At 65.2% G+C, this 9,345-nt stretch carries 14 protein-coding genes and 1 other RNA gene; 6 read left to right on the top strand and 9 right to left on the bottom strand.

Annotated elements, in window-relative coordinates; translation table 11 throughout:
• Window positions 1-13: 13 nt before the first annotated feature.
• Complete coding sequence (locus tag LQ772_RS06975; protein ID WP_231325262.1) at window positions 14-652, bottom strand: response regulator transcription factor; 639 nt, start codon at window positions 650-652, stop codon at window positions 14-16.
• Between the two features lie 168 nt (window positions 653-820).
• Between LQ772_RS06975 and LQ772_RS06970 the strand changes: the two genes are divergently transcribed.
• Complete coding sequence (locus LQ772_RS06970) at window positions 821-2,416, top strand: MASE1 domain-containing sensor histidine kinase (protein ID WP_231325260.1); 1,596 nt, start codon at window positions 821-823, stop codon at window positions 2,414-2,416.
• A gap of 362 nt (window positions 2,417-2,778) precedes the next feature.
• On the opposite strand, the gene fur is transcribed toward LQ772_RS06970, so the two are convergent.
• Complete coding sequence (gene fur, locus LQ772_RS06965; RefSeq protein WP_231325258.1) at window positions 2,779-3,186, bottom strand: ferric iron uptake transcriptional regulator; 408 nt, start codon at window positions 3,184-3,186, stop codon at window positions 2,779-2,781.
• A 75-nt stretch (window positions 3,187-3,261) separates the two neighbouring features.
• On the opposite strand from fur, the gene LQ772_RS06960 reads away from it, so the two are divergent.
• Window positions 3,262-3,711, top strand: a complete 450-nt coding sequence (locus tag LQ772_RS06960) for an outer membrane protein assembly factor BamE (protein WP_231325256.1) — start codon at window positions 3,262-3,264, stop codon at window positions 3,709-3,711.
• A gap of 2 nt (window positions 3,712-3,713) precedes the next feature.
• On the opposite strand, the gene LQ772_RS06955 is transcribed toward LQ772_RS06960, so the two are convergent.
• Together LQ772_RS06955 and LQ772_RS06950 are read right to left on the bottom strand one after the other, a co-directional pair.
• Window positions 3,714-3,980: an RnfH family protein gene (locus LQ772_RS06955; protein WP_231325254.1), complete on the bottom strand. Its 267-nt coding sequence runs from the start codon at window positions 3,978-3,980 to the stop codon at window positions 3,714-3,716.
• Window positions 3,973-4,401 (bottom strand): type II toxin-antitoxin system RatA family toxin, encoded by a 429-nt coding sequence (locus LQ772_RS06950; protein WP_231325252.1) that lies wholly within the window; start codon window positions 4,399-4,401, stop codon window positions 3,973-3,975. The genes LQ772_RS06955 and LQ772_RS06950 overlap by 8 nt, the downstream gene beginning before the upstream one ends.
• Window positions 4,402-4,467: 66 nt before the next feature.
• On the opposite strand from LQ772_RS06950, the gene smpB reads away from it, so the two are divergent.
• Together smpB and ssrA are read left to right on the top strand one after the other, a co-directional pair.
• Window positions 4,468-4,959: an SsrA-binding protein SmpB gene (gene smpB / locus LQ772_RS06945; RefSeq protein ID WP_091336452.1), complete on the top strand. Its 492-nt coding sequence runs from the start codon at window positions 4,468-4,470 to the stop codon at window positions 4,957-4,959.
• 75 nt (window positions 4,960-5,034) lie between these two features.
• Window positions 5,035-5,389, top strand: a transfer-messenger RNA (tmRNA) gene (ssrA, locus tag LQ772_RS06940).
• A gap of 84 nt (window positions 5,390-5,473) precedes the next feature.
• On the opposite strand, the gene LQ772_RS06935 is transcribed toward ssrA, so the two are convergent.
• The 4 genes from LQ772_RS06935 to LQ772_RS06920 all read right to left on the bottom strand — a co-directional run bounded on the left by LQ772_RS06935 (window position 5,474) and on the right by LQ772_RS06920 (window position 7,975).
• Complete coding sequence (locus LQ772_RS06935) at window positions 5,474-5,917, bottom strand: response regulator (protein WP_231325250.1); 444 nt, start codon at window positions 5,915-5,917, stop codon at window positions 5,474-5,476.
• A 582-nt stretch (window positions 5,918-6,499) separates the two neighbouring features.
• Entirely contained in the window at window positions 6,500-7,012 is a 513-nt protein-coding gene (locus LQ772_RS06930; protein WP_231325249.1) for a 2'-5' RNA ligase family protein, read from the bottom strand.
• A complete protein-coding gene (locus tag LQ772_RS06925; RefSeq protein ID WP_231325247.1) occupies window positions 6,981-7,286 on the bottom strand; it encodes a hypothetical protein in 306 nt (101 codons plus the stop codon). Before LQ772_RS06925 ends, LQ772_RS06930 begins: the two co-directional genes overlap by 32 nt.
• A complete protein-coding gene (locus tag LQ772_RS06920) occupies window positions 7,283-7,975 on the bottom strand; it encodes an SOS response-associated peptidase (protein ID WP_231325245.1) in 693 nt (230 codons plus the stop codon). Before LQ772_RS06920 ends, LQ772_RS06925 begins: the two co-directional genes overlap by 4 nt.
• 104 nt (window positions 7,976-8,079) lie before the next feature.
• Here LQ772_RS06920 and LQ772_RS06915 point away from each other — a divergent pair, with 104 nt between their 5' ends.
• Both LQ772_RS06915 and LQ772_RS06910 read left to right on the top strand, forming a co-directional pair.
• Window positions 8,080-8,280: a hypothetical protein gene (locus LQ772_RS06915; protein ID WP_231325243.1), complete on the top strand. Its 201-nt coding sequence runs from the start codon at window positions 8,080-8,082 to the stop codon at window positions 8,278-8,280.
• An 11-nt stretch (window positions 8,281-8,291) separates the two neighbouring features.
• On the top strand, window positions 8,292-8,549 hold the full coding sequence (locus LQ772_RS06910) for a hypothetical protein (protein ID WP_231325241.1): 258 nt from the start codon (window positions 8,292-8,294) through the stop codon (window positions 8,547-8,549).
• Window positions 8,550-8,695: 146 nt separating this feature from the next.
• On the opposite strand, the gene LQ772_RS06905 is transcribed toward LQ772_RS06910, so the two are convergent.
• Window positions 8,696-9,343: a hypothetical protein gene (locus LQ772_RS06905; RefSeq protein ID WP_231325239.1), complete on the bottom strand. Its 648-nt coding sequence runs from the start codon at window positions 9,341-9,343 to the stop codon at window positions 8,696-8,698.
• Between the last annotated feature and the right edge of the window lie 2 nt (window positions 9,344-9,345).

Raw genomic sequence — 9,345 nt, 5'->3', positions numbered from 1 at the left:
GTCACCCGGTCCGTCAGTTCTTGCGCTCGGACAACAGCCCGCGCTCGCTCGCCATCCGGTACAGGTCCAGTTCCGACCCCGCGCCCAGTTTGCCCATCAGGCTGGCGCGATGGATATAGATGGTCTTCTGGCCCACCCCGAGCACTGCCGCGACCTGCTTGGGCGCCTTGCCTGCCGCCAGCAGCAGGAACACCTCGCGCTCGCGCGCGGTCAGCCGGTTGACCGGATCGAGTGCCTCGCTGGGCCGCTCGGCACGACGCTGACGCAAATCCGAACTCAGGAACGTCTCGCCCTGCATCACCTGGCGCAGGCCCGCCACCAGTTCTTCCGGCGCGGCGCCCTTGGTGACATAGCCGCTGGCGCCACGGCGTAGCGCCTCGGATACGTAGGGCTCGCCGTCGTGCATGCTCAGCACGACGATATGCGTGTCCGGCGCCAGGCTATGCAGGTGCTCGATCAATGGCAGGCCACTGCCATCCGGAAGCGACAGGTCCAGCGCGACGAGATCGGGGCGACGCTGGTTGATCGCGTCCACCGCATCGTCGGCACAACGGCATTCGGCGATCACTTCCAGATCCGGCTCCAGTTCGATGAGCCGCTTGAAACCCTCGCGGACGATGGCGTGGTCGTCGACCAGAACGATGCTGTACATGATGCCCCGCTGACTTGCTGGTTTCGGGCGGTACGCCGGCATGCGGCTCGACCGCTTCGGACGCCCCCGCGTCCGGCCCTGCCACCCGAGTCTATAAGAGACCGGCCGCCCCTGCCCAAACATCCACCACCCGCTGGGCAGGCGACAGTCGCATGTAACATCGCCAGCATGCGATCGAAGCCTTTTTCCCTGCCCGAATCCGGTCCTCTGCTCGGCGTGGTCTACGCGCTGCTGTGGCTGGCGCTGCTGCCTACGCAACAGCCGTACTGGATGCTGCCCTTCGGTCTGCGCTTCGCCGCGCTGCTGATCGTGCCGGTGCGGCAGTGGTTCTGGCTGTTGGGGCTCGAATTGGCCGTGACCATCATCCTGGACCTGCGTTCGGGCCTGCCCATGGGCTGGCAGACCTTCGTGATCGGCGACCTGCCCGAGCCGTTGATCATGGCGGTAGGCCTGTGGCTGTTGCGCCGGGTAAACCTGCACGCCAGCCTGCGCGACCCGGAGGAAGCCACCCGCCTGCTGCTTTCGGCCGTGCTGGTGGTCGGTGCGGTGGCGGCCGCCGACGCGGTGCTGCTGGCGCTTCTCCATGAAAGCGCAGCCCCTGCGGCGATGGTGCGCGCGCTCGGCCGGGAACTGCTGGGCAACTACCTGGGCGTACTGCTGGTGGCGCCGCTGTCGATCATGCTGTTGCGTGCGCGACCGAACCGAAAAATGGTGGCCAGCCTGGTAATGGATGGGCTGCTGGTGATGCTGCCAGCGATGGCGCTGTTGCTGATGCTATCGGAGCACGCCGCGCCCCAGCCGGAATTCGCCCGCGTGTTGTCGCTGGCACCGGTGTTGTTCTTCGCCTTCCGCCACGGCTGGCGCGGCGCCACGCTGGCGATGTTGATCTCGTGCTTGGGCATGACGGCGGTCGACCATCAGCCTGGACACGCGCAGAGCGCAGCCGGTTACCTGTTTCTGGCCGTCGCCGGCACCGGAGCGCTCATGCTTGGCGCGGCCACCGATGCCTTGCGCCGCAGCAGCGAACGGGTGGCCGAACAGAACGTCTACCTGGGCGCGGTCAACCGTCGACTGGACCAGCTCGCCCGCCAGCTGCGCGACGCGGCCCGTGGCAACCTGCAGGCCGAGGAAAACCAGCGCCGGCACATGGCCGCCGAACTGCACGACGAGCTCGGCCAGAACATCACGGCCATCCAGACCCACATGAAACTCGCGCAGGTACGCCTGCGCCATGCAGGGCTGGAAGACATCAGCGTCTCGATCAACACCATCCTCGGCTACATGCGCCGCGCCCTGCATCGCCTGCTGGACGACCTGCGCCCCGCGGTGCTGGACGAGTTCGGCCTGCTGCGGGCGCTGGACGAGGGCCCGATCCGCGACCTGCTGACCACTGCCGGCATCGTCTTCCACACCGACATGCGCGGCGACCCGCGGTTGCTGGACGAAGACACCCGCATCGCGGTGTACCGCCTGGTACAGGAAAGCGCCACCAATGCGGTCAAGCACGCCCAGGCAAGCGAATTCCGCCTGCGCCTGCGCATCGGCGAGCGCCATGGGGTGGTGCTGGCCCTGCTCGACATCCGCGACGACGGTGTGGGCTTGCCCAGCCGCTTGCCCCGCGGCGGCCGCGGTCTGCAAGGCATGCGCGACCGCGTCACCTCGCTGGGCGGCCTGTTCCGGCTGAGGCCCGACCGTCAGGGCGTCCACTTGCGGATTTTGCTGCGGAGCAGCACGCCCGGCCGTGAACCCGGTCGGCTGGCATAGGAATTTTTCCAATACCGGAGTCGTGAACAGCTCGTTAGCATCAGTCCATCGATGTGGGGGAGCCGCCATCGCAAGATGGCGTGCCGTGATCACCGTGGGGACGGTGGCCACGAAGAACGGCAGGATGCCGTTCCGCCGGTACCAACGGCGCCACCCGGCCAGCGAGCAATTCGCACTGCCGAGGCGCTATGTGGTAACGGATCAGCCGTGGGTGGACAGGAGTCCTCCCGCGGCTTTTTTTATGCCCCTCGCATACGCCGCATTTCAAATGGCGGGAGCCAGCTTGCGCGGCGACGCCTACACCCTTGGAACGGCAGAGCACCTCGCCGCAAACGCGCTCGTGCAGTGCGGATCAGCGGGCCTTAGTTTTTGGGCCGCACGTACAGCACCAGGCTGTGATCCTCCAGCACGTAACCGTGCTTGGCGGCGATTTCCTTCTGCAGCCGCTCGATCTCTTCGCTGACGAACTCGATGACCTTCCCGCTGTCTACATCGATCATGTGGTCGTGGTGCTTGCCACGGTCGAGCTCATAGACGGCCTGGCCGCCTTCGAAGTTGTGCTTGACCACGATGCCCGCGGCCTCGAACTGGGTTAGCACGCGGTACACCGTTGCCAGGCCGATGTCTTCCTGTTCGGCCAGCAGCTTCTTGTAGACGTCTTCGGCGGTGAGGTGTTGGACGCCCTCCTCCTCGAAGATCTGCAGGATCCGCATGCGCGGGTGGGTGACCTTCAGGCCGACCCGGCGCAGCTCTCTGGTTTCCTGTTCCATGGCTCGCTCCACGCACGGCGTATCAAGGCCGTTAGTGTATCATCGCCCCCCTCACGATCCGGACGCAAAACACGCATGCACAAGCTGATTCGCACGCTCGGTTCCGCCATGCTGGCGCTTACGCTGGTGGGTTGCGGACTCGTCTACGTTCCCAACGTGCAGCAGGGCAACTTCCTGGACAAGAAGGACGTCGATCAGCTCAAGCCGGGCATGACCAAGCACCAGGTACTGGTGCTGCTGGGCTCGCCGTCCGTGCATACGCCGTTCAACCAGAACCGCTGGGACTATGTGTCCACCCAGCAACACCGTGGCGGCAAGATCAAGATCCGCACCTTCACGCTCACTTTCAACAACGACACGCTGGTGCGCACCGACGGCGACTTCTTCGCGCAGGATCCCGAGAAGATGCTCGAGGAAAGCAAGAAATACCACGTCACCTACCCCGTGGACGAAAACCAGGGCGACAAGAACACCAGCGGCACCGACGATAGCGGCTCGACGCCGCCGGACAACGGCAATCCCTGATTTCAGCGGGCGCGGCGCCGCCGCGCCTCCTTCGGATCGAGCACCAGCGTCCGATACAGTTCCACCCGATCGCCATCGCGTAGCGGATGTTCGGGTGGAACGCGGCGGCCGAAGATGCCCAGTCGCTGCATATCGACCAGCGCGCTGTCCTGGCCCAGGCCAGTCGCCGCGATCGCGTCGGCCACCGTCGCGTCTGCGCCAAGCACCAGCCGCTTGAGCAACGTGCGCTCGGGCAGCGCCAGCACCACTTCCACCGTGATCTCAGCCATACGCGCGCTGGGCCTCGCGACCGAAGTCCTCGACCATCTTGCTCGCCAGCGCCTGGAAACCGAGCTTGATTGCGGTGGCTCCCAGGCCCACATAGTCGAAATCCAGCGCGAAGGCGATCTTGCACCCATGCTCGCCTAGCGGAATGAATTCCCACAGACCGTCCAGGCTGCGGAACGGCCCTTCCACCAGTTGCATGCGCAGGCGCTTCGGTGGTTCGGTGGTGTTGCGAGTCGTGAAACCCTGTTTGAGGCCGGCGTATTTCAGATCCAGCCGCGCCACCAGCACGTCGCCCTCGCGCTCGAGCACCCGCGCGCCGGCACACCAGGAGAAGCGCTTTGGGTATGCTTCGACGTCGTTGACCAGATCGAACATTTGCGCCGGCGTGTAATTGACCAGGGCGCTTCGTCGGATTTCGATCACGGCTACCTCTTCCATCATTCGGTGCGACGGCTTCCGGCGCACCGCAAAGGCGCAAGTCTAGCGGACATGGCAAAAGCGAAGGACAAGGACAAGCACGCCGGCGGGACCATCGCGCTCAACAAGCGCGCCCGCCACGAGTACCACATCGACCAGCGCTACGAAGCCGGCATCGCGCTGCAGGGTTGGGAACTGAAGGCACTGCGTGCCGGGCGCATCAATTTCGGCGATGGCTACGCGGTCGTGCTCAAGGGCGAGATCTTCCTGGTGGGCACCTCGATCCCGCCACTGATCAGCGCCTCCACGCACGTCATCGCCGAGGACCGCCGCACGCGAAAACTGCTATTGCACAAGCAGGAGATCGACCAGTTGATCGGCGCAGTCGAGCGCAAGGGCTATACCCTGGTGCCGATCGCCATGTACTGGAAAGGCAACAAGGTCAAGGTCGAGATCGGTCTGGCCCGCGGCAAGCAGGCGCACGACAAGCGCGACGCGGAGAAGGAACGCGACTGGCAGCGCGAGAAGCAGCGCACCATGCGCGCCCACAACCGCGAGGCCTGACGTCGCGGCGTGCCATTGAAGTGCACTCGCCGACCCCCATATACTTGCTTGACTGACCAGCTCAGGTTTTTCCCCGGGGGTGTCCTGGCTTCGACGGGGGTAGTGAGATGGCTTGGTGCATGCCGAGGGGGCAGCTTTCCTCGTAAATCCAGCCGCAAAACTCATAATTGCCAACGACAGCAATTACGCTCTCGCCGCTTAAGGCGTAGCCCCGAACCCACTTGTGCTCGTGCTCGTCGGTGTAGGGTCATTATCACGGGATCGCCCAACCACTGCCGCCTGTCGGTGCAGGGCCAAATCAAGCAGGCTGGTCCTTCGATGCGCTTCGCACATCGTGCTGTCGCGGGACGAGATCCAACGGTGAGCTAAGCATGTAGTACCGGGCGTCAAGCGCCTTCGGACGCGGGTTCGACTCCCGCCACCTCCACCAATACGGCATCCCCGCGATGCCCGAACAGCCGGCATCCCAGCGCAAGCAGGTGCCGGCTTTTCTTTTGGCCAACCGATGCCCTGACTATGGCCGCGCAAACGCGCGGCGCAGGCTTTCGGCGAGGCTGGCGCCATCGTAGGGCTTGCACAGGATCGCGGCGCGCGGCCGCCCTTCCCGGTTTGCCAGTTCCGTATCGCCGGTAGCGAACACAAGGCCAATGCCCGGGTGCAGCTGGCGGGCGAGCTCGGCCAGCTCGGTACCCGACATCCCGGGCAACCCCACGTCGGTGACCAGCACGTCGACGTGACGCGCCTGAAGCACTGCCAACGCATCGGGGCCGTAGTCGGCCTCCACAACCTCGTGTCCCAGTTCGCGCAGCATCTCGGCCGCGTCCATGCGGATGAGCGCGTCATCCTCCACCAGCAAGACCGTCAGCATCCGCGAATCAGCCGTAGGTGCGGACTTGCGCGCCGCCGAGGAGACAGCATCGTGGTCGCCCGGGACATCGGAAATGTGCGGATTGGACATGGCGTGATCGTCGATGGTGCCCGGAGCGGGGGTCGAACCCGCATACCCGTGAGGGTGAGGGATTTTAAGTCCACAAACGATTCTCGCAGAATCTGCGACTTAGCCCAACGGGCGGTCCGCAATCGCTCTTATTTCCATGCCGCGCAGCCCAAGCCCCACGCAGAGGCTTGATCGATTGCGGACCGGAATCCAGAGGAGTGAGACAGCGGCGGCCTACCCTGCCGGAATGCCTCGCCACGCTCCCCGCAACACCCGATTCATGGGCCCGGTTTCCATCTGCGATACCTGCGGGACGCCCGCGTGGGACTGTGCCTCGGCAGGCCTGATCTGCCACCGCTGCCAGGTGGGAGTATTCATGCACCGGCAGTTCTGGACATATACGCCCTGCCCTGACTGCGGTCCGGCGACTCGCGCCTTCTGTTCCTCGTGTGTGTCGGCCGGCGTGATCGCCACGCCGCGCGAGGAGGTTACGACGGAGGACATGCGGGAGGAATACGCCAAGCTGGCGGAGCGGTACCAGTCGCAACGCTACGAAGTGCCGGGCCCCATCGGCGAGCGCCTTCGTTGGGCCAGCCACTTGGTCTAGGGCTGGCCGAGCGGCAGCCGGGCGCGCGCAATCCACGGACCGCTCGCCCGCTCCAGCAGCACCACTTCAGAGCAACGGCAGGTGATGGGACCGGCGACCAGCGCGGCATCCAGTTCCACGAGTACGTCCAGCGCCTTTTCCTTCACGTTGCGAGCGACCGAAAGGTGCGGAACGTAGCGCGGGAAAGTGTCGAGCGGCAGGCGCGCGCCGAAGGTGCCTTCGATGGCGGTGCGCAGGGCAGCGAATGGGGCCAAGGGTTCCGGGTCAAGGAAGATCGTTGTAGGAAATCGAGACACACGCGCCAGCGTGTACCGGAAACCTGGCACCGTGCTGATGGCCGCGGCGAGTTGGTCAAGGTCGCGCGGGCTGAGGTGTTCCAACGGGAGGAAGGGATAGCGGATCGTGATGTGGGCGCCCAGCCCTCGCCGCGCGGATGGATCCCACCGCTCGCGTACAGGCCCAACGACCGCGTCAGCCTCAGTCGCCAGTACCGCCAGGAACGCCGACAAAGGTCACCTCCCGGTAGGCCTTGAGCGCCCCTTCCTCATCGAGCGCGCCATCGTCCGGATGATGGAAGAACCCGGCCTCGTCGGCGAACTCCTGGAACTGCATCTCACAGGCGCTGCAGCCGCACTCGCCGGCGCAGCGAGAGGCGCACGTCTTCTCGCAGGTGCACGGCAGATCAAAGTCCGGATGCGCACCTTCCTGTGAGCGGTCGGGGAAATAGCCCTGCGTCTCCGGGTAGCGCCGCAGGCCTTCAGAGGTTGGTTCGGGATGATTCATAGCTCGATGGGCTCCACAAGCTCAGGGCCGTCGTTCTTCACGCTGCCGACAGCCTTAGTGACCGGATGGTACGTCAGCTTCGGCTCCGTGACTTTGGCCAGGATGTCAGCCGCTACATCGGGTCCCTCGGTGAGCCAATCAAGCCAGTCGGCGGGCGGCAGGATCACCGGCATTCGGTCGTGGATGTCGCCAGACACCAGCCCAGGCGGCCCCGTCACGATAGTGAAGGTACGCAACCAGTCCGCATCCTCGCTCGGGCGCCACACCTCCCACAGCCCGGCGAACATGAGCAGGTCGCCGTCCGGATCGTGAATGAAGTACGGCTGCTTGTGCTTGGGCTCGCCCTTCCACTCGAAGTAGCCATTGGCCGGCACCAGGCAGCGCCGCTTCTTGAACGCCGTTCGGAACGAGGGCTTCTCCTGCACCGTCTCGGCCCGGGCGTTGATCATCTTCGCGCCGATCTTCGTGTCCTTGGCCCAGTGCGGTACCAACCCCCAGCGCACGTCCTTACACTCGAAACCGCCCTCTTGCCCTTGAGCGACCACCGGCAGCAGATCCGTCGGCGCAGCATTGAAGTCTGCCGCCCGCATGTTGAGGATGCGGTCCAACTCCATGTTCATCTCGTTGAGGATCGGCACCGCGTCCCGTGGGATCGAGACGGGACCGAACACGGCGTAGCGTCCGCACATGGGAAAGGCTCCACGGGAGGGAGCTTGATCGTGCCATGGGGAGCGGTTGGCGTCGTGTGAGGCCGTGACGAGCCGATCACCGCCAGCGCGCGATAAAGGGGCCGATGAGCAACGATCCGACCCCTGATCCTGAGCCCATGTTTGAGGCGATCCGCGATCACCTGAAACGGTCGCGGGCGACTGGCTTCGTTTTGCACGATGAAGCCGGTGGCTACTACGTCGCCGTGGACGAGAGCAGGGAGATGATCGCCCACATGGTGACCACGCGACCTGATCAATTGACCCCGTATACGGGCAACGACTGAGTAGAAGGACCATGCCCGAAGCACCTGACGCGCGTGAGCTGTTCCGCCTGCTACGCGAACACCTGAAACAATCCGGCGCGAGCGGTCTGATCCTGCGCGACCCTGAAGGCGACCTCTACCTGGCGTGCGACCCGGACCTCGACAGCCTCTGCGGTCGAGTGCTGCGGCTCGCGAACTGGCAACGCCGGGAACGCCGCGAGCCAGACGTGATGGCCGACACCGGCGAAATCGTGCTGGACTTCAAGCCGACCTATCCGCGAGACCGTTGAAGGCACCCCGGGCCCGGCAGCCAGACATTCCAGCCGGCGGGGCAGCCAAGGCACGGTCGGCGTCGACCGGGCCCGGGGCAACTCAACGGTAAAGCCGAACAGTTGCCGGCGCTGTAGGCGCATGCCCTCAGGTCGCGTCGGCCTGGTCAGTTGCCGTCGGCGCTGGTCTTAAAGGTGAAGCCCGTGGTGGAGCGAAGCACGCCGCTGCGGTACAGCTTCAGGGTCACGGCGACGGTCTGGCCGGCTTGGCCACCGGTGAAGTTGGCGGTGGAGTTGCTCTGGAAGGCACGGTCGGACGTAAGCGCACTGATCGAAGCCGCGCCGTTGGTGTTGCTGTTGGAGGCGTCTCCGACCACCGTGACCAGCGAGGTGCTGTAGGAGTACTGACACGACCAGTTGGAGGCAGCCTCGCCCGAGGGCAGCCAGGTGCCGGAGCCGATGGTCGTCGCCGCGCTACCGATCATCCGGACGATCGTGTACGTGCCGTCACTGTTCAACGTGAGGGTCAGGCTGGCGGGCCCGCGGCTGGGGTTGTCAGCGATGAAGGTATCGCCGTCGAAGGGCAACACCGTCGACCGGCTGCCTTTGGCCGCAAAGCGGGGGCCAATGTCCGCCCCGCCCTGCTTGTATCCGGTGCCGCCCAAGTACGCCGTGCCCACGGAGGCCGGCGCGTACTTCGTGTTGAGGTCGGCGCCGTTGATCTTGTAACCCGTCGCTGCGGCATTGCCGTCGCCGCTCTGCCACGGCTCGAGCAGCGCGTCCAGGTCCATCCCGGCCTTCTTGTATCCGGCCATAG

It is taken from the genome of Frateuria edaphi (assembly GCF_021117405.1).
Lineage (GTDB): Bacteria > Pseudomonadota > Gammaproteobacteria > Xanthomonadales > Rhodanobacteraceae > Frateuria_A > Frateuria_A edaphi.
This window is presented reverse-complemented; position numbering and strand designations above follow the sequence as displayed.

Coding starts and splice junctions, on each gene's coding strand:
- smpB (WP_091336452.1), top strand. CDS start 4,468: ATGGCAAAAGCGAAGGACAAGGACAAGCACGCCGGCGGGACCATCGCG.
- LQ772_RS06910 (WP_231325241.1), top strand. CDS start 8,292: ATGCCCGAAGCACCTGACGCGCGTGAGCTGTTCCGCCTGCTACGCGAA.
- LQ772_RS06905 (WP_231325239.1), bottom strand. CDS start 9,343: ATGGCCGGATACAAGAAGGCCGGGATGGACCTGGACGCGCTGCTCGAG.
- fur (WP_231325258.1), bottom strand. CDS start 3,186: ATGGAACAGGAAACCAGAGAGCTGCGCCGGGTCGGCCTGAAGGTCACC.
- LQ772_RS06920 (WP_231325245.1), bottom strand. CDS start 7,975: ATGTGCGGACGCTACGCCGTGTTCGGTCCCGTCTCGATCCCACGGGAC.
- LQ772_RS06925 (WP_231325247.1), bottom strand. CDS start 7,286: ATGAATCATCCCGAACCAACCTCTGAAGGCCTGCGGCGCTACCCGGAG.
- LQ772_RS06975 (WP_231325262.1), bottom strand. CDS start 652: ATGTACAGCATCGTTCTGGTCGACGACCACGCCATCGTCCGCGAGGGT.
- LQ772_RS06955 (WP_231325254.1), bottom strand. CDS start 3,980: ATGGCTGAGATCACGGTGGAAGTGGTGCTGGCGCTGCCCGAGCGCACG.
- LQ772_RS06935 (WP_231325250.1), bottom strand. CDS start 5,917: ATGTCCAATCCGCACATTTCCGATGTCCCGGGCGACCACGATGCTGTC.
- LQ772_RS06970 (WP_231325260.1), top strand. CDS start 821: ATGCGATCGAAGCCTTTTTCCCTGCCCGAATCCGGTCCTCTGCTCGGC.
- LQ772_RS06915 (WP_231325243.1), top strand. CDS start 8,080: ATGAGCAACGATCCGACCCCTGATCCTGAGCCCATGTTTGAGGCGATC.
- LQ772_RS06960 (WP_231325256.1), top strand. CDS start 3,262: ATGCACAAGCTGATTCGCACGCTCGGTTCCGCCATGCTGGCGCTTACG.